Below are 26,638 nucleotides of genomic sequence, written 5' to 3' on the forward strand. Positions count from 1 at the left end.
GTTTTTAAGAATATATTTCCACAAGCATCCATATCGCCATCACTAACATAATAGCATTTTCTATAAAAGTAGCTTTGGTCATTGGTAATTGCAAGGCGGTACCCAAACAGGCACATTGAATGCTTTTTTTATCAAGGAGTACTCTTGTCACACCAACCGTAGTAATACCTAAAATCAAAATCGTTACGATCAAAGCTATATTGATATTAAAACGCAATAAAAACATGAGCCCTAATCCAACTTCAATAAAAGGGTACACCCATCCATACCACGGTAATACTTTTGCCAAAGGATCATACATCCTAAAAGACTGGGGAAACCCTTTTACATCAAGAAGCTTAAAGAAACTAAACACCACATAAAATAATCCCATGAAATCCAACATGAAATCAGCTGTATCCCATGGATTGTAATTCATTAGTACAGACGCTACGGTTATGTATCCAAAAATCAAAAAAAGCGGGAATAGTTGCTTTAATTCACTTTTCTTTTCAGAAAACTCATTATAAGATGCTTTCACATCAATTGCGCTACCATCTTTTGTCGTAATAGTATATTTTTCTGGCAATGCATTTTTAAATATCTCAATATCCAATCGTTCCTTTGATGCTATAATTGCCTCCTTATTTTCCAGATTTACCTTAACATCTGTAACCCCCGGGATGGCTTTCAATGTATTTTCTACACCAGATCTGCATCCTTCGCAGGTCATTCCTTCTATGTGATATCGATGTTTCATTTTATTGTCTCATTCACACTACCACATTTCAACATTTTATCTCCATAATATGGATTGCGAACTTCTTTTGAATCTGATAACCAATATCCTCCATTACCTTCAAAAGCCATTGGGCAGAATTGTTTATATACTTCTCCTGAGGTTATATCTGCATTACTAATTAGCTTTTCAGTCTCCTCGGTTAGGGTCACAAAAAAATCTCTTTGTTTTTTAATTTCCTTGGTAAGAGAAATCAACTCTGTTGTAGCTTTTAGTTGCTTCTTTTCTTCGGTATCGTCAAGCAAAGTATTAAGCTTTTTTGCTTCCTCTTGCACCAGTTTAGCATTAGAGTTTACCAGTTCTTTCTTTATCATTAAATACTGTCCATAGATCTTATCAATCTGAACATCAGTAAATACAACATCACTTTTTGTATCTGTCTGATTAAGATCTACCATCGTATTGGTTGTCGTCTTTTCTGTTTCAGGAGTTGTTTTTTTGGTTTCCTCTTTCTTATCCTTTCCACAAGAAATTATTGATAAAGTTATTACCAAAGCTGTAATGTTTAAAACTATTTTCTTCATTTTATTACTTTTTAAGGGTTATAATTTTTTAAATTTTTAACGTAAATAATTAAGGACAGCTGTTTGCATGAAATACATTGATATAGCAGCTATCTTTTTCTTTTCAAAATCTAACAGCATTTGCTGAATGTCTAATATTTCTTCAAAATCTAACCTTGCTGTTTGATATTCAGACAACACTACCTTTTCTGCTTGTCTTGCCTGTTCTATATTTTTTTGTTGTGTATTATAATTAATTCGAGCTGTGATTCTGTTGTTTATAGCTTCTTCTAAAAGCGTTTCTAAACTATTTTGAGATGCTTCTCTTTTTTGCGAAACCTCTTCTTTCTGAAGCTGGTATTGTTTGGATCGAGAACTATATTTTTTAGAAAAAAGCGGAATAGAAAAAGAAAGCATTGGCATCACAATATCTTTACCGTTATCAGAAAAACTTACGTCAGGACGCTCCTGAACAATCACGTAATCCAAACCCAATCCAATAGATGGCAGTGCTTCTTTTGAATTTACTACTTCTTTTTTCTCTAACAAATCAGTTAAGTAATCATAAGTAAGTAACTCAGGGTGATAAATAATATCGTCCAACATCATAGTCGGTTCCTCCTCAGGAATGAATAAATTATCCGGAATGGTTAATGGGTCAAAACCATCTCTGTGTAATAATTGATTTAGAGCTGTTTCAGCAGTCAAAACTTCTCCTTTTAGAATTTCCTTCTGATTTTGAAGATTGTTTTTAGCTATATTTAATTTTAATACATCTACTGCAGAAGCTCGATTGTTTTCTACTTCTTTTAGAGCAATCTCGATATAAGTATCTAACAATTTGTCTTGATCAGCCAACACGTTTTGAGTTGCCTTGAGCTGGTATAATTGATAGTACTTTTGTTCTACCTGCAACGTAATCTTTCTTTTGGCAATCTCCAGCTTATTTTTTTCCACATTGCTTTCCATAGAAGCAGTTTCTTTTCTCGCTTTGATGGTTCCAAACCAGGGTAAATTTTGCTGGGCTGTAAATTTTGCCTTCTGAGCACCTGTTCTTGTTTCTGGCTCACTTAGAAAATAGCCTGTTCCGATATTTGTATTTGGCAAACTACCGGCTTCATTTACTTTTTCCAAACTTACATCTACTGCATTATGGAAGGCTTTGATTTCTGGATTATTTTCTTGAGCTTCTTTTATATACTCCTGTAAAGTTTGACCGTTTGAAAAAAGAAAAGAGAGCAAAGATAAAAGAATCAAAGACTGCTTCTTTCTTATTCTAAAATCCGCATTCAAAAAACTACTAAACCAAACCATTTTTATTTTCATATTACAGCACATTTTGTCAATTCTCACTATTCTTTATTCTTTTATCTTTACTCCTTATTTACTTTTCACTTTTCTCAACAAAAACTCTTCTCTCCAGCTAAACAATACCGGTACAACGAACAATGTTATCAGAGCAATGAGCATTCCTCCAAAACTTGGTATAGCCATCGGGATCATGATATCACTTCCTCTTCCTGTGGATGTTAATATTGGTAATAACGCCAATATGGTTGTTGCAGTCGTCATCAAACACGGACGTATTCTTTTTATACCTGCTTCTACCACAGCACTATGAACTTCTTCCAGTGTATTTGGTTTATTTTTTCTAAAAGTTTGGGTTAAATACGTCGCCATTACGACGCCATCATCTGTCGCTATTCCGAACAAAGCAATAAATCCTACCCAAACAGCTACGCTTAGATTTACAGTTTTCATTTGGAAAAGTTCTCTGAAATTCTCGCCAAAAAAATCAATATTTAAAAACCAGTCTTGCCCGTACAACCAGATCATCAAAAAACCTCCTGCAAATGCTACAGCAATTCCTGTAAAAACCATCAAAGAGGTGGTCACAGATCTGAACTGAAAATATAATAGAAGAAATATGATCATCAAGGCCAAAGGCACCACTAATTTTAGTGTTTTTTCTGCTCGCAATTGATTTTCATAAGAACCTGTGAATTGATAACTAATCCCCTTTGGAACCATTAGTTCTTTACGTTCAATCTTATCTTTAATCAATGATTGAGCATTCTCTACTACGTTAACTTCTGCATATTCGTTTAACTTATCAAACAAAACATATCCCACTAAAAATGTGTCCTCACTTTTTATTACTTGTGGTCCTTGTTCATATTTAATAGTAACCAGTTCACTTAGTGGAACCGGATTTCCTTTTGCCACAGGAATATAAATATCCTTAATAGCATTTGGATCGGATCGTAATTCACGTGGATAACGTACTCTTATGCCGTATCGTTCTCTCCCTTCTATGGTTTGTGTAAGTTCTTTTCCTCCTAAAGCTACTTCCAACACTTGCTGAACTTGTTCAATAGAAATTCCGTAACGGGCTATACGAGACCGATCTATATCGATTAACAAATAAGGTTTACCTACGATTCTATCAGCAAAAACAGCTTCATTTTTGACTCCTTCTACTTGTTTCAAAATATTTTCTAATTCGATACCAAACGCTTCTATTGATGCCAGGTCCTGCCCTTTTACTTTGATTCCCATAGGGGCTCTCATACCAGTTTGGAGCATAATCAATCTGGTTTCGATTGGCTGTAATTTTGGAGCAGAAGTTACTCCGGGTAGTTTTGTTGCATTAATAATTTCTTTCCAGATATCATCAGGAGATTTGATATGAGATCGCCAGTTTCTATAATATTCACCTTCATCATCAGAAATTAGTAAATCTTGTGAGCCACTTGCATCGGAAACGTACTTCCCATTCTTCAATTCGAATAATCCTTTGTCATTCACCCTAAATCTTTGCCGTTCTCCATTTTGATTCAATGCATATTCCGGCTTGTACAGAATGATATTCTCGTACATAGATAAAGGAGCAGGGTCAAGTGCTGATTCTGTTCTACCAGCCTTTCCTACGACTGTTTCTATCTCTGGAATGCTGGCTACAGCCATATCCAATTGTTGTAACACACGTTTATTTTCTTCAACTCCAGAATGTGGTAAAGATGTTGGCATTAACAAAAAAGACCCTTCATTTAGAGATGGCATAAATTCTTTGCCTGTATTTTGAAAAATAAATACTCCAGCCATTATCATTGCAATTGGCATTGACAAAAACAACAACTTGTTATGTAATGCCCAGATCAAAATTCTGCTATAAAACCTTCTAAACAAACTAAACAACCCTAACAATCCGAAACAAATAAAACCAACGAAGAGGATATTCCAGAATAAATTTTTATCTACTCCTAGTGGTCTCCAATATTCTGCCAAAAGAAAAACTACCGCTATTCCGGATCCTAAATTGTTCATTAGATTGGAGTTCTGCTCAGAAACTTTTCCAGTAAGCTTTAACATTTGGATAACTCCGAACATTATAAGGAGCAAAGCTAAAAAAGCTCCATAAAAAACTACTACTAATCCAGATGTGATCAACAAGATACTCCATAGATAACTTATCGTTTTTTTGATATTTCGTTTTCTAAATAAAAATGCTGCGAATGGCGGAATCAAAAACAACGCAATAATAATGGATGATACCAACGCCATGGTTTTAGTAAATGCTAACGGACGAAAAAGCTTTCCTTCTGCTCCCATCATGGTAAATACGGGAACAAAGCTGATAATAGTAGTCAAAACAGCTGTAAGGATAGCACCCGAAACTTCAGTAGTGGCGTTATAGACAACCTTATTTACAGGCAGGTTTTTTTTGTTTTCTTCGATATGCCGTATGATATTTTCTGAAAGAATCACGCCCACATCAACCATTGTTCCTATAGCAATAGCAATACCGGATAGCGCCACTATGTTCGCTTCGACCCCAAAGATCTTCATCGAGATAAAAACCATCAGAACTGCCACCGGCAGTAATCCGGAGATTAAAATCGAGGCTCTGAGGTTAAAAACCATTATAATAATTACTAAAACAGTAATAAGTATCTCCAGTGTCAGTGCTTCTTTAAGGGTACCCAAAGTTTCTTTAATCAATTCTGTTCTATCATAAAAAGGCACTATTGTTAATTGAGAAATTCTACCATCTTTTAGGGTTTTTGAGGGCAATCCGGAACTTATTTCTTGTATTTTATCTTTTACATTATTAATAACTTCAAAGGGATTTGCACCATATCTTGCAACCACGACTCCACCCACGACTTCTGCACCTTCTTTGTCGAGTATACCTCGTCTGGTTTTAGGACCTAGAGAAACTTTAGCAATATCTTTTATCCTGATAGCTATATAATCTTCAGAACTAACAACTGCATTTTCTATATCAGCAATTGACTTCACATAGCCCAAACCACGAACCAAATATTCTACTTGGTTTATCTCCAGTGTTTGAGCTCCTACATCACGATTGGATTCTTTTACAGCTTTTACCACCTGATGTAATCCAATTTTATATTGCTTCAATAATTCAGGATTGACGTCAACTTGATATTCCTGAACGTACCCCCCAATAGATGCCACCTCAGAAACACCATTTGCAGAGGACAATCCATATTTTATATAATAATCCTGAATACTTCTTAATTCTTGTAAATCCCATCCACCTGTTACTTTTCCATTTTGATCTCGACCTTCTAATGTATACCAGAATATCTGACCTAAACCAGTAGCGTCTGGTCCTAACACTGGCTTTGCCTCATTTGGTAACAAACTGTTGGGCAAAGAATTCAGCTTTTCTAAAATGCGACTACGACTCCAGTAAAACTCTACATCCTCTTCAAAAATGATATAGATACTGGAAAAACCAAACATTGATGAACTACGAATCGTTTTGACGCCTGGAATACCTAATAAAGAGGTGGTTAAAGGATACGTTATTTGATCTTCAATATCCTGAGGAGATCTTCCTTCCCATTTGGTGAAAACTATCTGCTGATTCTCACCAATATCCGGAATCGCGTCTACGGCAATCGGATCATTAGGCAAAAAGTAGTCATCTGATTGAAACGGAGCGTGAACAAGACCCCATCCTACAAAAATTAACAATAGCAAAACTGCTACAAGTTTATTTTCTATTAAAAATTTAATGCTTTTGTTGAGCATAGTTGTTTGATTTAGCTAATGATTATGGGGTTACTTAAATTCATTAAAATGAAAACAAGAACCAATAGTACACCGTCTACAATAGCAATTGTAAGCGTGTCTGTCAAAATGATAACTAAATCAAATTAAAAAAGTCTCGTGGAGTATAAGAATATCCCGGACCACCTCAGGCGGATCATATTCTTTGTAAAAATTATTCTTTCGTATTCCTGTAGAAAAGAGATCGATGTAAGAATAAAAAAAAGAGGCAACAAAAATCTGTTGCGGAATAGCTATATGATCAAAAGAAGTTTTTAGTTCATCCTGGCCTTTGACAATAATAATCTCGTCTTTGCAGCAAGAGGGTTTCTTTACTTGATTCTGATCATCAAAATGACTCATCATATTCATTCCGCAATCTTTCGCTTTAGAAAATACAGCAACATCTACTAAAAATCTTCCACAATAATGCTTTTCTACTGAAAACGATACTGTAGAAAGCAATACTAGAAAGGCTAGTACGGTACATGTTATTTTCTGAAAACCTTTTCTCATTCAATAACAAAAATACATAATATTTAGAGATTGTTTGATTTTTTGCATTTTCCTTAGAAATTTTTAACAAAACAATACCATTCGAAAAAACCGGTGTATTTAAATTTTTTAAATACTTTTGCCGAAAAATTGTAAGGAATGCTATTTGAAGATTTAAAACCTAAAGTTGTTGATATCCTAAAAAATGACAAGGACTCTGTAACTCATCGACTACAACAAATTTGTCAACTTCTTAGTGATACTGTTGAGTATTATGACTGGGTTGGGTTTTATTTCAAAAATGGGGATAAAGAAGAATTAAAACTCCGCACGTATGTTGGCGAAGAGACGGATCATACGATTATCCCTTTTGGAAAAGGGATCTGTGGTCAGGTTGCAGTATCTAATGAAAATTTTGTAGTTCCCGATGTACAGGCACAGGATAATTACATTGCTTGTAGTTTTACTGTTAAATCCGAAATCGTGATACCACTGTTCAAAAATGGAGAAAACATCGGACAAATTGATATTGATTCTGAAACACCTGATCCATTTACAGAAAAAGACGAAAGATTCTTGGAGTTTGTAAACCAAGAAGTTTCAAAAATCTTATAATATATCTTAGTTTCTTTTTTATTTTAGCCCTATAGGAAATATCCATCATCTAAGAATATTTCAAATTCTTTTGTGCTCCTTTTAGAGTGGTTATAAAGGCATCCACGACCACAATTCTTTCAAATTCTATTATCTAATGATAGATATTTAGAATTTTTCTTTTAAAAAAAATTAGTAAAAACCAGAATTCGATGTATAAAAAATAATACAAACGATTACATTATTTTAAATCAAAAAATATCTTTTCTGTCGATCTATTATTTAGGATATTTATCTTTAAATTACTGTTTTTCTTGTAAATACAGCTCTTTTTAAAGCAATACCAGAGCTTTTCCTAAAAGAAAATAAAGCTAAATATCTACTGATGAGTAAAAAATATATTATAGCGTTTGATCAGGGAACCACTAGTACAAGAGCCATTATTTTTGATAATAAAGGTGATATTTGTGGCATTTCTCAAAAAGAACTAACACAGCATTACCCTAAATCAGGATGGGTGGAACACGATCCAATTGAAATTTTTAGACATCAAAAAGAAGTTTTTGAAGAGGTACTATCCAAATCAACAATAACCATAGATGAAATCGCAGGAATTGGAATCACCAACCAAAGGGAAACCACGGTGGTTTGGGATAAATCAACAGGTAATCCAATTTATAATGCCATCGTTTGGTTGGACAAAAGAACTTCAAAAATTTGCGAAAGCCTAAAAGAAAAAGGTTTTGAAGATTACATTTCCAGAAATACAGGATTGCGAATTGATTCGTATTTCTCTGGAACTAAATTAAAATGGATTCTGGATAATGTAACCGGTGCTAGAGAAAAAGCAGAAAATGGGGACCTTCTTTTTGGGACTATCGACAGTTGGTTAATTTGGAAATTTACTGAAGGAAAGAAACACGTTACAGATCATTCTAATGCCTCTAGAACTATGTTGTACAACATCATACAACTAGAGTGGGACAAAGAGATTTTAACCGAGTTAAATATACCTAAAAGCGTTCTTCCAGAAGTTCAGCATTCTTCTTCAGATTTTGGAAGTATCTCATACCATGGAAAAAATATACCTATTTATGGAGTAGCAGGGGATCAGCAAGCTTCTTTATTTGGGCAAGGTGGCTACAAATCCGGAATAGCAAAAAACACGTACGGTACTGGTTGTTTCTTATTATTAAATACAGGAAAAAAAGCATATCAATCTAAGCATGGTTTATTGACAACGTTATGTTGTAGCTTACCGGGCGACCATATTAAATATGCACTGGAGGGGAGTGTTTTTGTGGGAGGTGCCTCGGTTCAATGGCTTCGTGATAAATTACAGGTAATTACAAAAGCTTCAGAAACCGAAGAAATTTGTAAAACCACTTCATCTTCAGAAGATTTGTATGTAGTTCCTGCATTTGCCGGTCTTGGAGCACCTCATTGGGATATGAATGCTAAAGGTGCTATTTATGGTTTAACGCTAGATTCCGGTAAAAACGAAATCATCAAAGCTACGGTTGAAGCTTTAGCCTACCAAACAAGAGATGTATTGGACGCTATGGTGGAAGATAGTGGCAAATTGATGAAAGAACTTAAGGTTGATGGTGGAGCATCCGCTAATAACTATTTAATGCAATTTCAAGCAGATATCCTTAACGTAGAAGTAGACCGACCAAAAATGCTAGAAGTAACGGCATTGGGTGCCGCTTTTCTGGCAGGAATAAAAGCTGGAGTTTGGAATAAAAAAGATATTGCTAAAATCAGAGTTGTAGATAACAGATTCAAACCCCAAATTACAGAGCATCAACGAAACCGAAAATACGGTGGCTGGCAAGAAGCGGTGGAACGTACCAAAACAGTAAACAAAAATATGCTTTCGGTAAAAGAAGAAGGCCCTATCAGGTTTTCAATTCTGGATCGAGAAAGACAGTTGCAACGAGTTCAAGCAACAAAATATGATCTGATTATTATTGGTGGCGGTGTAACTGGAGCAGGAATCGCATTAGACGCAGCCTCACGAGGTTTGAAAGTTTGTCTTGTAGAAAAAAATGATTTTGCATCAGGAACGAGTAATAAATCGACTAAACTGATTCACGGCGGATTAAGATACCTAAAGCAAATGGAAATTGCTTTAGTCAAAGAATCAGGAAGTGAACGAGCCATGGTACATAAGCTTGCTCCACATCTGGTTGTTCCAGAAAAGATGTTATTACCCCTCGTTGAAGGTGGAACTTATGGTAAAATGATGACCGCTATCGGACTAAAAGTATATGATTTTCTAGCAAATGTAGAAGGTGATGATAAGCGAAAAATGCTAAGCATTGAAGAAACTGCAAACAAAGAACCATTACTTAATAAAAAAGGACTTACCGGAGGAGGATATTATGCAGAATACCGAACAGATGATGCAAGACTTACTATAGAACTGCTTAAAAAAGCTGCTTCTTATGGTGCCGATGTCATTAACTATTGTGAGATGACTTCTTTTAATTATGATGAAGAGGGGAAAATTAAGAGTCTTGAATGTTTAGATCATAATTTAGAAAAAAGATTTGTAATCAAATCCAGAAACTATGTTTCTGCAGCTGGGCCTTGGGTAGATTTACTAAGAGAGAAGGATGCCTCTATGAATAATAAACATCTTCACCTTACAAAAGGTGTACACATTGTTTTTTCTAGAGAAAAATTTCCGTTAAGCCAGTCCGTTTATTTTGATGTTCCAGACGGCAGAATGATTTTTGCAATTCCGAGAGGAAGAGCCACCTATGTTGGAACAACGGATACTAATTACAGTGCTAATCTTAACCGTGTGATAGCAACGAAAGATGATGCAACCTACCTACTAAATGCAGTAAATAACATGTTTCCTGCTGTGAACCTTACTCTTGAAGATATAGAATCTAATTGGGCCGGTCTAAGGCCCTTAATTCACGAAGACGGAAAAGATCCTTCAGAATTATCTAGAAAAGACGAAATCTTTGTTTCCAAAACAGGACTTATTTCTATTGCCGGAGGTAAACTTACAGGGTATCGTAAAATGGCTCAGCGTGTCATTGATACTGTTTTAAAAACGATGAATAGTAAGAGACGTGAACAATTTTCGAAATCATTTACTCAAAGCATCCCCCTTACCAGTGAACCACTTAAAAATACAGAAGAGGTTAATCAATACCTTGAAGAAATCAATCACCGACTAAAAGATATTGGTATTCAAGATCAACATTGCGGATGGTATCTGACCACGACGTATGGAAAACAAGCTGATATCATTCTAAATAAAGTAAGCTATTTTCTTAATGATTCTATAGACGAGAAATTGATACGATCAGAAGTATGGTATGGAGTACATCACGAAATGGTAAATAGCCTTGCGGATTTTTTTGTAAGAAGAACCGGAAGATTGTATTTTGACATTCAAAGTGTGTGGCAATATCGCTCTATTGTTCAGGAAGATCTTGTGAAGTATTTGGGTTGGGATGAAAAACGACTTGAAAAGGAAAATCATTATTTAGACTTACTCTTACAAGATGCCTCAACCTACTATGAAAAAGAAATTGTTTGATGCCAACACAGCACATTTGACAAGTCATTCTGCTTATATCTTTTAGATTACTTTTCAATTGTATACATTTGCGCAAGAAATACTTACGTATTATAGTATACTATTGAAAATATAAAAATGAAGATACTAGTAACAGGTGGATTAGGGTTTATTGGATCCCATACCGTTGTAGAATTACAAAATGAAGGATATGAGGTTGTTATCGTTGACAACTGCTCTAACTCTACTACAGAGGTATTAAAAGGTATTGAATCAATTACGGGAAAGCAACCTATTTTTGAAAACTTTGATCTCAGAGAAAAAAATAAAGTACAAGATTTCTTTGCACGTTATATCGACATTGATGGAGTTATTCATTTTGCTGCCTCAAAAGCTGTAGGAGAAAGCGTAGAAAAACCTCTATTATATTATGAAAATAATATAACTGTACTTGTTTACATTCTACAAGAGTTACAAAAGAAAAACAAAACCAATTTTATTTTTAGTTCATCTTGCACGGTTTATGGACAAGCGGATGAATTGCCGATCACCGAAAATGCACCCGTAAAGATTGCAGAATCTCCTTACGGAAACACAAAACAAATCGGCGAAGAAATCATACGAGATACCTGCAAGGTACAACCAAAGCTAAATGCTATTGCATTAAGATATTTCAATCCCATTGGATCACACCCATCTGCCGAAATTGGTGAGTTACCAATTGGAGTTCCTCAGAATTTAGTTCCGTTTATTACTCAGACTGCAATTGGTCTAAGAGAACAGCTTTCTGTGTTTGGAGATGATTATCCCACAGAAGATGGTACGGCAATTAGAGATTATATCCACGTTGTAGATTTGGCAAAAGCGCACGTGGTTGCACTGCAACGTCTTCTTAAAGGTAGTAACACATCGAATTACGAAATATTTAATGTAGGCACCGGAAAAGGCAGCTCTGTGTTAGAAGTGATTCAATCTTTTGAAAAAGTATCTGGCAAAAAACTAAACTATAAAATTGTCGATAGAAGAGAAGGTGATATTACTGCAGCCTACGCCAATACAGATAAAGCAAATAATGAATTAGGATGGAAAGCGAAAAGTACTTTGGATGAAGCTTTAGCTTCTGCCTGGAAGTGGGAACAGAAAGTAAGAAGTAAATAGATTAGGATTATGCATTAGAAAATCTATTTTTTACTAATAAAAAAACCTGAAGAAAATTTCTTCAGGTTTTTTTATGGTACTTCTAACTAATTATTTCTTAATAGAAATTAGCTCTTTTATCTTCTATTTCTGCAGCTTCTTTAAGCGCATTAAATACTCGAGTATTAACAGCATTAGCCTTTGTTTTAGATTCTTGCGCTGCATAACTAATATATGTATCCAATCCACTGGCAGGTGTCTTCTTTGTAACTTCTACCACATAGACTCCATTATTACCAACTATTGGTTCAGAAACTTCGCCTGTTTCTAAAGCAAAAGCAGCACCAACTACCTTCGGTTCTGTTCCAGCACCGCTTATTGTAGGGGTTTTCATATTTAACGCTGTTGCTGTCTTTACTGTTTGAGATTGATTTTTAGCAATATCCTCCAAAGTACTTCCAGAAATTTTATTTTTAAGCATTTCTGCTTTTTTCTCTTTTATTAAAATAGGTTTCACTGTTGTACTTGCATCCTCAACTTTTTGAACACCTTTGGATGCTTTTGCCGTCAATTGTACCACTGCATAACCATCAGTAACGTCAAATCGTTTTACATCACCTACCTTCGTATCCTCCTTAAAGGCCCATTGCACAATAGATCTCTGAGATCCTAATCCGGGAATGTTTTCTGCTAACTCGCTAATTTTATTAACTGGGCGCACAACATATTCGTTTTCCTTTGCTTTCTCTGCAAAATCAGCATCCTTTGTAGCAATCTGGAATTTGGTAGTTTCAGTGAATATTTCATTTATCGTTTTTTCACTAGCCTCAATTTCTCTTGCGATCGTAGCAACTTTTACAGCTTTCTGCTCATTCTTTTTATCTTCGATCGTAATAATGTGATATCCAAAGGCAGTTTCAACTACTCCCATATCCCCAATGTTATTTTCTACAATGTAATCATTAAATGAAGGAACCATTCTTCCTGGTCCAAAATAACCCAAATCTCCGCCTTTATCTTTATTTGAAGTATCGGCAGAGAAGTCTTTTGCCAAGGATACAAATTTTGATTTATCTGCTTTAACAACTGCCAATAAGCTATCGGCTAGTGTTTTTGCTTCTTCTTTTGTTCTTTCTGTATCACCTGCTGTTCCTAATCCTTTCCAGGAAATAAGAATATGACTCGCTTTTAATGAATCGTGTAATTGTTTCTGAGCGATCATTTTAGATATCTTGATATACTTCCCATCTTTGTAAGGTCCGAATACCTCTCCAACCGGAAGGTTATATAAAGTATCAGCAACAGTAGCAGGTAGCTCTTTTTTAAATAGAAAACGATCACTATATTTTAATGCAGAACCTTGGTCTACATTTACAAATTCTTCGATGTTGTCAGCGGTTTTAAAAGCTGGCACTATTTTACTTACTTCTGCGGTCAACTCATTTTCATCTTCTTCACTTGGCTCCTCTTTAAAATATACGAATCTCATATTCCTAGAAGCTTCTGCTTTGTACAAGTCAGGATGTTTGTCGATGTATGACTGAATCTCTGCATCGGACACATTCACTTCTGTATCTGGGATTGAAGAAAACGGAAGTTGTACATATTTAATATCTACCACATCATTTTCCATTTTATATGCTAACTCACCTTCTTTGAGTGTTGCTCCAACGCCAGCCTTAATCATGTTAAGATATGTTTGTTCTAAAGCTCCTTTCCCTAAAGAAATTTTATAATCTTGCCATCTTTGATACGCTGCTGGATTTCCTTTTATACTAGCCACGTACTCTTGCATTTTGGCTTTATCAAAAACACCTGCTTCATTTTGAAAAGTTGGATCATTAGCTAAACCTTCTTCTAACAACTGATTCACTTCATCTGCTCCAGCTCTGATACCAAGCTCTTCAAATTGATCATCAAAAACAATTTGTCTCACTTCCTGATTCCAAACATAGTTTACAGTTTGAAGATTGGACCCGTTAGATCCAAAATTTCTTGATGCTGCTTCTACTTTTCTTGCAAAATCAGTTCTATCAATTTCTTTCCCATTTATGGTAGCAATTGTATTTGCTGCTTTTTGAGAAATAGCTCCTCCATTTCGAATCAAATCCGCTAATACAAAGGAGAAAAGCGCTAACGCGATAATCACAATTAAGAAAACGGATCTTTGTCTGATTTTATTTAAAACTGCCATTATAAGTTTAATTTATTCAAATATAGTGGGCGAAAATACCATTTTATTAGAATATTACCAATTAAAGATAGAAAGTCTTTACAACTTTTTTTTTATTTCACTTTTAAACAAAATCTAGCGTACAATACCTCCAATACTTTTGTCAAAAAAACAGCAATATCTAACTGATACATAAGAAAATACACTCGTCATACCAATTAAACATTAATATAAAATATTTGTATGGATTTTGGTTATGCAAAAAGGAATGTTCAAGTTAACCTTCTTAGAACTATTGCCTATTTTGGAAAATTATTCTTCTTCTATAACCTTAAGTTCCACTATCTCAATTTTTGTATTTGATGTCTCGATAATATCAATACTCATAGTATTTATATTTACAACATCTCCTTGTTCTGGAATTTCTTCTGTGTGATTAACAATCATTCCGCCCAGAGTCTCATAATATTCGCTCTCTGGCAGATTTAGCTTATAGGTTTCATTAATATAATCCACCTCCAACCTGGCAGAAAATCGATAATGGTTCTCTCCTAACTTATCCTCTATAAGATCTACAGAATCATGTTCGTCTTCAATTTCGCCAAAAAGCTCTTCCACAATATCTTCTACCGTTATAATTCCACTGGTTCCACCGTATTCGTCTATAACCACAGCGATGCTTTTGTGTTTCTTGGTTAAAAGATTAAGAACATCCTTCACATACATTGTTTCAGGAACAAAAACTACCGGAAGCAGGATCGATCCAATTGACTTGGGCTTTTTAAATAATTCAAATGAATGCACATATCCAATAATATCGTCAATAGTACCTTTATATACTAATATTTTAGAAAGTCCAGTATCAATAAACAATTGGCTAACCTCTTCTAAGGATTGGGTTTTTTCTATAGCAATGATTTCGGTACGAGGAATCATCACCTCACGTGATTTTACATCAGAAAAATCCAGTGCATTCTGAAAAATCTGAATTTCGCTATCAACCTCATCGTGTTCCTCAACAGTTTCCATTTGCTCATTTATGTAATCTCCAAGTTCGGTCTTAGTAAAAGCAAGTTGAACCTCATCGCCGTCAGTCTTCAGAAATTTCTTAAGCACGAAATCGGATATCCAAATAACAAAATACGAAATAGGCCAAAAAATAACATAGAACACGTAAGCTGGAAACGAGAAAAACTTTAGTAACGAATTGGCATATATTTGGAAAAACACCTTAGGAAGAAACTCTGCTGTAAGTAATATTACTAAAGTAGAGATGATTGTTTGCAGTAATAAGTTAACACTACCTACTAGGTTAGGATAGTATCCTTGTATGATTTCCATCAACAAATCACCCATAAAAAAACCATATACTACCAACGCAATATTATTGCCTACCAGCATGGTAGCGATAAATTTTGAAGGTTTTTTTGTCAATCTGGATAAGATATTTGCAAGAAACCCCTCCTGTTTTTTTTCAATTTCGATATGAATTTTATTTGAAGAAATGTAAGCAATCTCCATACCGGAAAAAAAGGCGGAAAAAATAACTGAAAGTACAATAGCGATGATTTGTATTTCCATTAACTATCCTTGTTATTAGCGTCAAATCTTTTTCGAAAGTTTCTCTTGAAGAAATACATAAAAATTGCTACTCCGGCAAAACACAAATATAGCATGCTTCTACTATCTTCTTTGCCCCATTCTTCATATGACTGATACAAGAAAAAACACATGATGGCGAGGTATGCTAATTCAAAAAATCTAAAAATTTTCACACATTTATATTTTAAAGATTGGTTCACAGTTATATTTTAAAACCAAAGATAACTGCATGTGTTTTATTACTCTAGTTACGAATCAAAATTCTAGTTTAATGCGATAAAATTACTCTTCAATAAACATGATTCCTTCATTGACGCGAGAATTCAAGATAGTAAAATCCTGATTAGCATCAAAACCATCAGCCTCGTTTACTGTGCCATCAGCAAGAATACTTTTATAGGGTTGGTCTGTAAACACCCAGTTAATACTCTGATCCCAGTACAATTGGCGTGCCTCTAAATGAGTACTATCTGCCGTCTTTACATCTACATTACCTCTCATATCGATAATACCTGTTTCTTTATAAAAAATAGCATAATCTGCCTTGACCACACTTACTTTACCCTCCTTATCTATGATATCCAAAATAATACCATCAGGAAATTCCTGATACGGAAAATTTTTATTAGCATAGTCTTTTATCCTTGGGGTTTTAAGGATTGCCGTAAGTCTACCGGAGTCAGTATATTTTAGATTAAGTTCGTAACCCTCGGCCATTGGAGCATCTTCTGTGATGTTATAGTTGTCTGCCTTTAGTGCATTGGATTGACACGAAAAAAACAATGTCACAGCAAAAGCTGTGACAAAGTTCACTAATATATAAACGTTCTTTTTATGCATTACAATTTTGGTACATTTACCGTCTCACCGATCCAACATCCTATTTTTACTGTAGTAACTCCAGGATTATTAAAAATATCTGTTTTAGATGGTGCTTTAGCTCTGTAGTTTGCCGCAGCTGCCGCTGCATTTTTCTTTAAGCTCGGGTCTACCTTTCCTGCTTTGATTGCATAGTTCTCAGCTAACCAATACACTGCTCTTTTACTGAAAACATCTGTACCACAGTTGTTAGCACTACTCGCGATCATAGATGCTATTCTTAAATAAGCCGTACCATAAGAAGGCTTATTTGCAAGTGCTTTCTTGTAATAAGATCTGGCTTTTGAGAAGTTTCCTTGCTTTTTCATTACTTCAGCAATTTTATAATATACTTTTGCCTTATCACTTGCTTTAGTTTCTAACTGCGCAGATTGATTAAAGTATTCTAAAGCTTTGGAAGTTTTATTATCCTTAAGAGCTAAAATACCTAAGTATAGCGCCGACTTTGCAGAAGGATCAGCTTTATGTAATGCCTCTACTAATTTAAAAAATAATGGATCATCTGTACATTCTTTTGCAGACATTCTACCAGCAGCTCCTTTTAACCAATTGATGTCACTTTTCTTTCCTTCAAATTGACCATTGTATAGAGGGATTAAGTTTTTACAGTCAGCTAATTCTCCTAGCTTTTGATTAACACCACCTTTTACTTTACTATAGTTATCCAAGATTTTACCATATGTCTTCAATCGTTTCTTCTCTTTACTAGAAAGAGCAGCGCCAGATTCTTCTTTTTCGGTTAATTCGGCAACTGTTTTTGCTTTTTCACTTTCTTCATCTTCAATCTTTTCAATTACCTCATCATACAAATCAAACACATCCTGCAGATCTTTTTTTCCTTTTGATTGAAGCTCTACTAATAGAGAAAAATAGGTATATACTTTTTTTGGACTCGAGAAATTCTCTTTATCCTCAGTCCAAGCCTTATCGAACTCGGCAAATTGGCTTTCTAAGGTTCCAATTTTATTATCATACATGATCTGACCAATTTCAGAATGCATATCTCCTATCTTGGTTTTTGCTGGAAAATACTGAAAACGTTCTTTCCATAAAGCAATCAACTCGTTGGCAATAGCCATTTTTTCTGCATCTGGAGCTTTTTTATATTTACTTTCCAAAAGTTTTTCTCCAAACTGAAAAGTTGCAAGACTATGTGTAGGACATTCTTTTCTTACTTTCCATAAAGGCGCCTCTGCTGCCTCATAATTTTTTACTTTAGCATGCTCATAGGCAATAGATGCCGTTGTTGCACAGTCTGTAGCCTGAGCACTAACACTGGTAGCGCTTAAAACTAATCCTGCTGCTATTGTATATAAAACTTTAGTATTCATAGCTGTATAATTGTAGTTAATTAAATTTCACTTTTCTAAACCATCTATCATTTAAGGATAAACTTAATGACAAATTAAAAAATTCTTCTTTTACCAATCCTGCATCTGTTGTTCCTCTTGTTCCGAACTCAAAACCAACATTAGCATTAGAGAATAAATTGCCAACTGGTAATCCTACTCCAAAAGATATGCCAAACTCATTAATCGACTGCCCATTGATATTCAAACCCGTCTCTTCATATCGTATTCCTCCTCTGTACACAATCCTATTCAAATAGCTTGTAAGTGAATTATATTTAGGTATATAATACCCCCCTAACTTCACTTTTGATGCATTATCATACACTACATTATCAGCTGCAAAGGATCTATTATCAAAATCACTGGCATTAAGGTATGTATATTCAGCTCCAATAAACCATTTTTTTGGTTCTCCGATTCCACCACCTACTTTAACCTCTGCAGGAAGGTCTAGATCTCTATCGGCTACTTCAACATCTTGTCTCTGTACAACCTGTTCTGATCCATTTGCCAGTATTTGCACGGTTGCTAACTCCAACGTGTTTTCTGATTTAAGTTTGAACGATGGAGTAGAGACTATGGATGTAGTTAATTCTAACTTTTCACTCAGCATTGTTTTATAAGCAACGCCAAAAGACAAACTAACTCCCGACAAATCAGAATTATCAATTTCTCTTGTATCAAACTCTAACTCGGGTCTTCTTAGAAGTGCCTTATTTTCAATATTCCCAAAGTTATAATTAATATCCAAACCAACACTTAAATTATCGTTAACTTTGAATCCTGCAGCCACGAATACTTTATTCAGACCACCTGTTCCAAAGAACTGATTCTCAGAACCATCGTCATTAAATGAATTGGTTTGATATCCAACAGCACTCACCGGAATCACACCAAAACCGAAACCAAATTTGCCTGCCGGTATACCAATTGCAAGGTAATCCAGAGAAGCATTATCTTTATAAGAATCCTCTCCTTCTGCATTATCAAGATTTAAACCATTATAATTAGCTCCTATAGTGTAAGTCGTTAGACCTAATTCTCCATAAGATGCCGGATTTTGAAGATTCAAGTGAATACTGTCTGTAAGTATACCCAATCCCCCCATCGATCTATTTTCTACTGTTCCCTTAAACTTCTGCAATCCTACTCCATAAAAAGAGTAAGGCGAAGAGGTTCCTTCTTGAGCATAAGATACGCTGGCAACTACTACCAGAATGAATACTAAAATCTTCTTTATCATTGACTATTTTTAAAAGCTAAAATGTGATTTAGTCCCTCCAATAAAAAATTAGAGGTGGCAAATATGCTATTTTTTAATCTTTTAGACAAAAAATGTGCATCTCCTCCGGTTAAAATAACTGTTAAATCAGGATAAGTGTTGCAATATTCTGCGATTGCACCTTCAATTTCATACAAAACACCATTTACAACACCCGAATGTATTGCTTGATTTGTAGTATCGCCAATATGATTTTTTGGAGACTCCAAGTTTAGTAAAGGTAGTTTTGAGGTATAGTTATTTAAACTATTATATCTTAATGTAAGCCCTGGTGAAATGGCTCCTCCTAAATATTCTTCTTGATTATTCTTAAAATCATATGTTATGCAGGTTCCCGCATCAATGATCAACACATCCTTCTTTGGAAATTGATAAACCGCCGCTGCTACCAATGCTAACCTGTCTACTCCAAGGGTGGTAGGAGTAGCGTATAAGTTTTTAAAGGGCATGTGTATTGTATGGTCTAGAATCGTTGTATTAAATAATTCTTTGACATAACTCACATCTTTTTCTTTAAGAGTAGATACAGAAGAAAGAATTGCGTTATTAATCAATGGATAATCTTGATACATCCTTTGCATAACCTGCTCAAAGCTATCAGATTTCAATGTTTCTTTGTGAATCATCGTAGCTTTCTCAAAGACACCAATCTTTATAGAAGTATTTCCAACATCAATAACCAGATTCATCTATTTTAGTTTACTTTTTAGTGATCCAGCTAAATGTGATGATTGATAAGCCAACCACAACTTCACTATTTCAGCACGTTACACTCTAATATTTATGTGTTCGCAAAAGTACAAAACGATTTTTTTAATTTTTTCTTTTGAGTATTAAAAAAAGCGTTCTATATTTGCATCCGCTTACAGTAAGGTGCCTTAGCTCAGTTGGTAGAGCAAAGGACTGAAAATCCTTGTGTCCCTGGTTCGATTCCTGGAGGCACCACCTTAAAAACCCGAACTTTTGTTCGGGTTTTTTGTTTAGAAATCAATTTTAATGAAGTTTATACAACACTTATATCCTTTTTTGATTTTGAGTTTCCTTTTCTTTCGGAATATCAATTTCCAAACGATATTTATCTATAAATTGTTTTTGTATAGCTTCCATACGTTCACGCATGTGGTCTATATCCATAAAATCCTTACCAAAATCGTTAGAAAAGAAATCATCTTTGAAGAATTGATTTGTGAAAAGAGAATCCTCTTGAAATAGGTTTTCAAATTCTGGATTTTCAAAATTAAATCCTGAAAAACTACTATAAAATCTAGACTTTAAAGATTTTAGCACACTATCCCGATCCTGCAAAGCCAAATCTTTCAAATCATTACCAGAAGACCAGGAGTAAATAGAATCGTAGCGTATCAGATTTCCTGCTTCATCGAATTCTTTATTTACCTCCCAACTTCCTTTTGGGATGTCATTTTCTATTTTCTTATCCTCATCTAATTTTTTTCGATTTTTCTCCTGACTGTTACAGCTAACACCTAAAAAAGCTGCAAGCATCAAAATTGCATACCTTTTCATTTTGTAAATTTTTAATTTGTATTCATCATTTAATAGTTTGATTTCAATACTGTCTAATCTTAGTACTGAGAATTAGCATTGTATTTTCTTTAACTTGGATATAAAAAGAGGTCAGTACTACCGACCTCTTTGAAATGAACTAAGAAATTTTAATACTTCTAGGAGGTTTTTGAATCGCTTCTTCTTTTTTTGGTAAGTGAATACTAAGTACTCCATTGGTATATTCTGCTTTAATCTTATCCTCTTTTATAGTCTCTGGCAATGTAAAAGAGCGTTTAAATGAAGAATATCCAAATTCTCTGCGAGTATAATTTTCTTCTTGTTGCTCTTCACTTTCTTTGAGTTCTGTGGAAATAGATAGTATCTGATTATCCAAATCAATATGAAAGTCTGATTTTTTCAATCCAGGCACCGCCATATCCACAAAATAAGCATCTTTGGTTTCTCGAATATTCACCTTAGGAAGCGTTAAACCCATATTAAAATTAGAGGTAAATACTGAAGGTAGGTCTCTGTTAAACATTTCGTCAATCCAAGAGGACCAAGTTGGAAAGGTAAGGCTGTTCGAATTATTTTTTGCCGTACTTCCGTTCTTCGTTGTTACTAAATTACTCATAACTACAAAAATTTAAGTTAGACATGAATTCAAAATCAATAACAATAAAGCAAATCAAATGCCAATGACAATTTTAATGATCCACTGCATAAATTTTTACAAAAACTTAAGACTTAGTCCTAACAAATATTTAAAAAATCATTCCCCAAATGTCAAATTGACAAGGTAGCGAATGACAATTTTTCAAACTTTAAACATGATTAAAACAGAAATGGTAAATAAAGATCACTTCTATTCTATAAAGACTACTTTTTCAATAAAAATTATAAAAATAGTTATACGCTAAAAATTTATGTCGAACCTACAAATCGGCCTCTTTGAAAAACTTACGGAGTTTGTCGAAATATTTAATATCAAATTATTAAAATGCTTCAGCTATACCTAGATACAAATAGTTTGAAGATCTCCCAAAACCCCAGTCTATTCTTATATTAAGATTTTCCGATCGATCCACCATAAACCGTAATCCAGCGCCAAAGTTATATCTTAAATTTTTGAATTGAAATTCATTTACATTTTGATAAATATCTCCCGCACCTACAAATGCAACTGCTCCAAATCGAGATGTACCGAATTGCTTTCGGTATTCTATCTGCGTAGCAAGTAGATCACGATCTACAAAACGTCCTTCTCTGTATCCTCTTAATATTTGATCACTTCCAAACAATGCCAATTCATTAAATGGTACATCTCCCCTAGAAAAGTAACCCAAAGCTTGAAAAGCAATAATATCGTTGTTTTTGTTAAAAGGAGCAATATAATGCCGTAAATCAAAACGAGTTAAATCAAAATTTTGGGTACTTCCTATAGTCTTGTCGTAACGTCCGTAAGTAAATTCTAGGTACCAACCTTTGTCAGCATTTAAAATATTATTCCGACTATCATATAATACAGCTCCTTCTATACCCACGGCTCTTGATCCATCAAAACCTTCTGGTCTATCTATATTGAGTAATCCTCCTACTTCTACTTTTGTATTGAAGATTTGATTGTACCTAAATCCAGCTCCAATAAACAAGTATCGGGTAAATAATTGCTTAAGAAATATAGGTTCTATAAGTACTTGATAATAGTTGTACTCTTCTTCATTATCCGTGGTGGAATCTCTACCTATTCCATAAAATAATCTTGGATAATTTTGAAAAAGTAAATTTCCTTCTATTACCCATTTTTCTTGGTTCGTGAATACTTCAAATCCCGAAAAGAAAATAAATTGATTGTTTAAAGTATATCTTAAACTTATGGGTAAATTTGAAACCCTTGTCTCTGGACCACTCCCTTTAAACTTGAATAAATATTTGGCTCCTGTTCCAAATCCAAAACTTGTTTCCGGTGAATAGCTGATTATAGGAGCTGCAATGAATTTGGATAAATACAATGAAGAATCCTTTTGTACTGCTTTTTTATTAGGGTAAAATGTAAAAAACTCTTTTACTTCGTCGAAATCCTGAGATATCAAATGAAAAGAAGGGAATAGCAAGACTGATACTAAAATAAAGTACAATCTTTTGTCAACAAGATTCGTATGCACTGTGTTTTTTTACAAAACTAAAAACTAAAATTTTCAAAGATGTCACTTAATACTAAGATCTTTAACTCTATCGCTATTTTTTATAGTAATGATATGAGATATTTACTCCCTTTTTTGTTCTTCTCGAATAAAGTTTTACTATTTCCTAGTAAAGCAAAAAATCAGAGAACATCTTGATGAAATTTTAAAATATTTTGGAATTGAACAATACATTTTTCAAAACTTAATACTTTATCTAAATATAGGATGTAGAATTCGATCACTCTATTCTATAAGAATTACTCTTATTATTATTTAACTTTTGTTTACAAATAAGTTGTTATTTTTGCTATCCAAATCTTGTTTATGAAATATCCACTAGCACTTCCCTTTTTCTTAGTAGTATTTTTCTTTTCGTGTTTTACATTCTCTCAAGAAAAAAAGGATCAACAGCCTGAACAGGAGCTAAAAGAAGAGCCATCAGAAGTTACTCCAACAGAGCAAACTAAGAGTACTAAGCGCGAAATGACCAGATGGCAAATGATCAAATACGACGGACTGTCAACTTGGGGAGGAGTTAAAAATGCCTATACGCAACCTTTAAGATGGAAAGGAGATGACTGGGCAACCTTTGGAGGAATTATTGCCGGAAGTACTATTCTATTAGCTATAGATGAGCGTGCTAATGATTACTTTACAAATCAGAGTGCAGGTGTTCCTCAAATAATTAAAGAAGGAGGTTTTCGTTTTGGAAAACCACTTTTTAATTACGGATTAACGACTGGTATTTATGCATTGGGATTGATCACAAAAGATGAAAAAATAAGAAAAACAGGAGTCTTATTAATAGCTTCTGCAACGGCTGGAGGAATTCTTCAAACAGTGAGTAAAACATTAGCAGGTCGAGCAAGACCAACTACGGGAGAAGGCAATTTAAGTTTTCGTTTCAACTCTGGCGAAGCGGCTTACCATTCTTTTCCTTCTGGGCACTCCATTCTGTCTTTTACCACTGCATATGCCATCGCAAAACAGTTTGACAACCCTTACATCAAAGGTGGACTTTATGCCGTGGGATTAATTAGTCCGATTTCACGTTTATGGAGTGGTGCTCACTGGTTAACGGATGTCGTACTTGGTGTGGCTTTAAGCGTGGTTATTGTGGATGGCATAGACAACTACCTTAATAAGAAAGAAAGATATGTGTATGATAGCCGAAAATTTAAAATCAAATGGGATCTAAAACTTGGCGCAGGCCAATTAGGAGTTGTAGGCAGTTTTTAATTCTTTAAGACAGTACTTATCTCAAAGGCATATAAACCTCTGCCTTCCATTGTGAAGGATTTCCATCTTGCATAGGATTGTTATAGAATATTTCAAAGGGCTTTTTATCTATCTCCATATTTTTTTCTTCTGCATACTCCATAAGCGCAAACCAGGCTTGGTCACTATATCTGTAATTACCATAGAAAGTAGCTTTTAAAGCTTTTCTTACCGGAAACTTATCATACTTTATTAATGAATTGATTGGTAATGAGTCATTATATTTTATTGGAAAACCAAATTCGAACTGAATAGTATCATCTACAATATTCCATTCTTTGATTCTCACAAATGGTGCTCCATCAACTTTTACTTCATTCTCCAGTATACTAGGATACAAATCTGTATTGGTCTGCATCATCATAGCAGCTTTTGCAGATCGATTAGATGTTGATGACACATAGAGATATGCCAATGCTGGTATCTCAGATTCTCCATCAATTATTATTCTGAAATTGCGAGCAAAATTATTGACTCCTTTTCCAAAGTTTTTTAGTTTGTGTTTCAAAGATTTGGTAAAATCACTATCTCCAGTAAGAATTTTTAATCGATTTGCCATCGAATGTTTTCCTGAAAAAGCATCTACTCTTATTTTGGTTACAGAATCATTGACGCTTTCTAATGTCCATTTTAAATTAAGAATGGTATCTTTTAATTTGACTTGCTGCGTCACTGTTTTAAATAACGTAGTATCTATGGTAGTAATATTTTTTGCTTTTGAATTCTTCCCCCAAGACTCCCAGGCTATTATTTGATGATATATACTTCCTTTTGATCCTTTTGCTGTAAAGGTTACCTGATAATCAAATTTTTTAATAAATAAATACCAAATAGATAATCCTGATAGTATCACCAGAATAAAAACCACAATTTTTTTCATGTCAATTAGAACTTGCTACTCCAGAATTTGATGTACTCATTTTTAATGTATTCACTACAAAATTTCCTAAAGAGCGTCCCTGATCTAATCCTAAATCTATGGCGGCTCTGTAATGAATACCACCGTACAATCTGCTAATCGCAGCTTCGTCTGCTGCTTTGTTAAAGGATTCAAATGAACGAACGGGCAATCCATATTGCAATTCTGTATCATCGTCAAAAGCAAAATTATCTCCAAAAATATCCGTAAGAACAGTTGAAGCCGCACCGGAAACTACCGAGTGTCCACTAGTATATTCAGGAAAAGGTGGTGTTTGTAAAACCGGTGTCCAATTTTCATCAATATGTTGATTGATCAAAGTTTCTGGACGAATCAGGTTGCTCCTGTATTTCTCATCCCAACAGCTTATAAATGCATCAGCGATGGCAATGGATGTTTTGGTATACGCAAAAACGGTTTTCGCAAAATCAGCATTGGTTTTTTTACAGGCTATCTTACAGATTCCAATCCAATGTGCGCCTGGTGTAATCTTTTTGGTTGCAAACATCAAATGACCTTTATGCGTTGAAACATAAGGATTACAATCCCAAAATTGCGCTATTTCCAGTTTTTCTGAATCTTCTCCTTCTTCTTTAATTTTCTGACCAACCTCATAAGTCTCCATCAGTTCTTTGTAGAATGGAGTGTCTTTTTCGAGTGAAAAATCAGGATATCTAGCTGGTTTGAACTGTGATGAAGAATCGATTATTGAAGGTCTTATTTCTTTCCAATGAGGTTCAATACCATCCATATAATCCGGTGGCGTGGGTTGCCATCTGGAAGGATCATCTGTATTTACAGAAAACTTAGGCATGGTTCTGGTCTGGGCATAATTATCAGAAGCATACCAGTTTTTGATATGTTCTGCCACTTGCAAACCATATGTTTTAGAATCACTAAATGTTTCCTCATTTTGCAACTTCCAAGAGTTATATAAACTATCCCGATACGCCTCTATACGATCTTCAGAAAAAAGTAATGATTTTCCTACTTCTAAATACGCTACCAGCGCAGAAAGTTTATAGTTGATATTTTTTGTGGTATCTGCTTTCGGCACGGGTCTTAACTCATTTAATTGACTAGCTAAAGTTTTGTAATTGTTTCCTTCTTGTCTTATCACCTCATACGCTGCGATATTAGCATAGTTGTATATCCGACTTGCAACAGGTGGAGAAAATATATCATGCACCATCACTTCTGTTACTTTATCAACCGCTTTATGATAATCATCAGAGGTAATCTCGATTTCTTTTACTTCCTTTTGGCAAGAAACAGATAATACTAAAAGCAACAATAGTATAGGCATAGCTTTACTGATAGCAACTAAT

At 34.5% G+C, this 26,638-nt stretch carries 20 protein-coding genes and 1 tRNA gene; 5 read left to right on the forward strand and 16 right to left on the reverse strand.

What is annotated here, in order from left to right; translation table 11 throughout:
* Positions 1 to 4: 4 nt before the first annotated feature.
* From ACE94K_RS01220 to ACE94K_RS01240, 5 genes are all read right to left on the reverse strand, one after another.
* Positions 5 to 739, reverse strand: coding sequence for a heavy-metal-associated domain-containing protein (locus tag ACE94K_RS01220; protein ID WP_378178782.1), 735 nt, complete (start codon positions 737 to 739; stop codon positions 5 to 7).
* Positions 736 to 1,302: a DUF3347 domain-containing protein gene (locus tag ACE94K_RS01225; RefSeq protein WP_378178785.1), complete on the reverse strand. Its 567-nt coding sequence runs from the start codon at positions 1,300 to 1,302 to the stop codon at positions 736 to 738. The genes ACE94K_RS01220 and ACE94K_RS01225 overlap by 4 nt, the downstream gene beginning before the upstream one ends.
* Positions 1,303 to 1,338: 36 nt before the next feature.
* Entirely contained in the window at positions 1,339 to 2,607 is a 1,269-nt protein-coding gene (locus ACE94K_RS01230; RefSeq protein ID WP_378178788.1) for a TolC family protein, read from the reverse strand.
* Positions 2,608 to 2,661: 54 nt separating this feature from the next.
* On the reverse strand, positions 2,662 to 6,345 hold the full coding sequence (locus tag ACE94K_RS01235; protein WP_378178791.1) for an efflux RND transporter permease subunit: 3,684 nt from the start codon (positions 6,343 to 6,345) through the stop codon (positions 2,662 to 2,664).
* Positions 6,346 to 6,465: 120 nt separating this feature from the next.
* Entirely contained in the window at positions 6,466 to 6,879 is a 414-nt protein-coding gene (locus ACE94K_RS01240) for a hypothetical protein (RefSeq protein ID WP_378178794.1), read from the reverse strand.
* 138 nt (positions 6,880 to 7,017) lie between these two features.
* On the opposite strand from ACE94K_RS01240, the gene ACE94K_RS01245 reads away from it, so the two are divergent.
* The 3 genes from ACE94K_RS01245 (at position 7,018) to galE (ending at position 12,154) form a co-directional block, all read left to right on the forward strand.
* The gene (locus tag ACE94K_RS01245) at positions 7,018 to 7,473 is read left to right on the forward strand and encodes a GAF domain-containing protein (protein ID WP_378178797.1); all 456 of its coding nucleotides are present in this window, start codon (positions 7,018 to 7,020) and stop codon (positions 7,471 to 7,473) included.
* A 364-nt stretch (positions 7,474 to 7,837) separates the two neighbouring features.
* Positions 7,838 to 11,017: a glycerol kinase GlpK gene (gene glpK / locus ACE94K_RS01250; protein ID WP_378178800.1), complete on the forward strand. Its 3,180-nt coding sequence runs from the start codon at positions 7,838 to 7,840 to the stop codon at positions 11,015 to 11,017.
* Between the two features lie 117 nt (positions 11,018 to 11,134).
* Positions 11,135 to 12,154, forward strand: coding sequence for a UDP-glucose 4-epimerase GalE (galE, locus tag ACE94K_RS01255; protein ID WP_378178803.1), 1,020 nt, complete (start codon positions 11,135 to 11,137; stop codon positions 12,152 to 12,154).
* 97 nt (positions 12,155 to 12,251) lie between these two features.
* On the opposite strand, the gene ACE94K_RS01260 is transcribed toward galE, so the two are convergent.
* The 6 genes from ACE94K_RS01260 to ACE94K_RS01285 all read right to left on the reverse strand — a co-directional run bounded on the left by ACE94K_RS01260 (position 12,252) and on the right by ACE94K_RS01285 (position 20,110).
* A complete protein-coding gene (locus ACE94K_RS01260; protein ID WP_378178806.1) occupies positions 12,252 to 14,327 on the reverse strand; it encodes a peptidylprolyl isomerase in 2,076 nt (691 codons plus the stop codon).
* Positions 14,328 to 14,618: 291 nt separating this feature from the next.
* Positions 14,619 to 15,887 (reverse strand): hemolysin family protein, encoded by a 1,269-nt coding sequence (locus tag ACE94K_RS01265; RefSeq protein ID WP_378178809.1) that lies wholly within the window; start codon positions 15,885 to 15,887, stop codon positions 14,619 to 14,621.
* A 303-nt stretch (positions 15,888 to 16,190) separates the two neighbouring features.
* Positions 16,191 to 16,748, reverse strand: coding sequence for an LPS export ABC transporter periplasmic protein LptC (lptC, locus tag ACE94K_RS01270; RefSeq protein WP_378178812.1), 558 nt, complete (start codon positions 16,746 to 16,748; stop codon positions 16,191 to 16,193).
* A complete protein-coding gene (locus ACE94K_RS01275; RefSeq protein WP_378178815.1) occupies positions 16,748 to 18,118 on the reverse strand; it encodes a tetratricopeptide repeat protein in 1,371 nt (456 codons plus the stop codon). Before ACE94K_RS01275 ends, lptC begins: the two co-directional genes overlap by 1 nt.
* A gap of 16 nt (positions 18,119 to 18,134) precedes the next feature.
* Positions 18,135 to 19,382: a hypothetical protein gene (locus tag ACE94K_RS01280; RefSeq protein WP_378178818.1), complete on the reverse strand. Its 1,248-nt coding sequence runs from the start codon at positions 19,380 to 19,382 to the stop codon at positions 18,135 to 18,137.
* Entirely contained in the window at positions 19,379 to 20,110 is a 732-nt protein-coding gene (locus tag ACE94K_RS01285) for a type III pantothenate kinase (protein ID WP_378178821.1), read from the reverse strand. The genes ACE94K_RS01280 and ACE94K_RS01285 overlap by 4 nt, the downstream gene beginning before the upstream one ends.
* A 183-nt stretch (positions 20,111 to 20,293) precedes the next feature.
* On the opposite strand from ACE94K_RS01285, the gene ACE94K_RS01290 reads away from it, so the two are divergent.
* Positions 20,294 to 20,366, forward strand: a tRNA-Phe gene (locus ACE94K_RS01290).
* A 69-nt stretch (positions 20,367 to 20,435) separates the two neighbouring features.
* Here the strand turns inward: ACE94K_RS01290 and ACE94K_RS01295 are convergent.
* The 3 genes from ACE94K_RS01295 to ACE94K_RS01305 all read right to left on the reverse strand — a co-directional run bounded on the left by ACE94K_RS01295 (position 20,436) and on the right by ACE94K_RS01305 (position 23,092).
* Positions 20,436 to 20,945: a hypothetical protein gene (locus ACE94K_RS01295; protein WP_378178824.1), complete on the reverse strand. Its 510-nt coding sequence runs from the start codon at positions 20,943 to 20,945 to the stop codon at positions 20,436 to 20,438.
* Between the two features lie 139 nt (positions 20,946 to 21,084).
* Positions 21,085 to 21,561: an Hsp20/alpha crystallin family protein gene (locus ACE94K_RS01300; protein WP_378178827.1), complete on the reverse strand. Its 477-nt coding sequence runs from the start codon at positions 21,559 to 21,561 to the stop codon at positions 21,085 to 21,087.
* 361 nt (positions 21,562 to 21,922) lie between these two features.
* Complete coding sequence (locus tag ACE94K_RS01305; RefSeq protein ID WP_378178830.1) at positions 21,923 to 23,092, reverse strand: BamA/TamA family outer membrane protein; 1,170 nt, start codon at positions 23,090 to 23,092, stop codon at positions 21,923 to 21,925.
* Positions 23,093 to 23,437: 345 nt separating this feature from the next.
* Here ACE94K_RS01305 and ACE94K_RS01310 point away from each other — a divergent pair, with 345 nt between their 5' ends.
* Positions 23,438 to 24,352, forward strand: a complete 915-nt coding sequence (locus tag ACE94K_RS01310) for a phosphatase PAP2 family protein (protein WP_378178833.1) — start codon at positions 23,438 to 23,440, stop codon at positions 24,350 to 24,352.
* Between the two features lie 16 nt (positions 24,353 to 24,368).
* On the opposite strand, the gene ACE94K_RS01315 is transcribed toward ACE94K_RS01310, so the two are convergent.
* Together ACE94K_RS01315 and ACE94K_RS01320 are read right to left on the reverse strand one after the other, a co-directional pair.
* Complete coding sequence (locus ACE94K_RS01315) at positions 24,369 to 25,271, reverse strand: GyrI-like domain-containing protein (RefSeq protein WP_378178836.1); 903 nt, start codon at positions 25,269 to 25,271, stop codon at positions 24,369 to 24,371.
* Position 25,272: 1 nt separating this feature from the next.
* Complete coding sequence (locus ACE94K_RS01320) at positions 25,273 to 26,616, reverse strand: vanadium-dependent haloperoxidase (protein WP_378184190.1); 1,344 nt, start codon at positions 26,614 to 26,616, stop codon at positions 25,273 to 25,275.
* Between the last annotated feature and the right edge of the window lie 22 nt (positions 26,617 to 26,638).

It is taken from the genome of Aquimarina besae, assembly GCF_042434905.1.
Classification (GTDB): domain Bacteria; phylum Bacteroidota; class Bacteroidia; order Flavobacteriales; family Flavobacteriaceae; genus Aquimarina.